The organism is Microtetraspora sp. AC03309 (assembly GCF_020826795.1).
GTDB lineage: Bacteria > Actinomycetota > Actinomycetes > Streptosporangiales > Streptosporangiaceae > Microtetraspora > Microtetraspora glauca.
The window spans coordinates 1-484 of record NZ_JADDIL010000472.1 but is presented as its reverse complement, the minus strand read 5'-3'; the positions used below and the strand labels follow the sequence as shown (position 1 = coordinate 484).

The window sequence follows — 484 nt, the reverse complement described above, 5'->3', positions numbered from 1 at the left end:
CCTTCGTGAAGGGCAACACCGGCTGGATCGTGGTCGACACGGCGATCTCACCTGAAACGGCCAAGGCCGCACTGGACCTGGCGAATCAGAAGCTCGGAGCCCGCCCCATAGTCGCGGTGATCCACAGTCATTCCCACGTCGACCATTACGGTGGTGTCCGCGGCATCGTCAACCAGGCCGACGTCGACTCGGGCAAGGTGAAAATCATTGCTCCACAAGCCTTCGTGGAGGACGCGGTCAGCGAGAATGTGATCGCAGGCAACGCGATGAGCCGTCGCGCGGTCTACATGTACGGGGCGCTTCTGCCCCGCAACGCCGAAGGTGGCGTCAACGGTGGCCTCGGGATGACCGTGTCGGCAGGTGTACCCACACTCATCATTCCGACCGACATCGTCAGTACCACAGGTACCAAGATGACCATCGACGGTGTGGACATGGAGTTCCAGATGACTCCGGGCACCGAGGCGCCCACCGAGATGAACAC

1 protein-coding gene is annotated in these 484 nt (G+C 61.8%); it reads left to right on the top strand.

Features of this window, described 5'->3' with window-relative positions; genetic code table 11:
- On the top strand, window positions 1-484 hold a 484-nt coding region (locus tag IMZ11_RS43905), incomplete at both ends, for an MBL fold metallo-hydrolase (protein WP_228649659.1).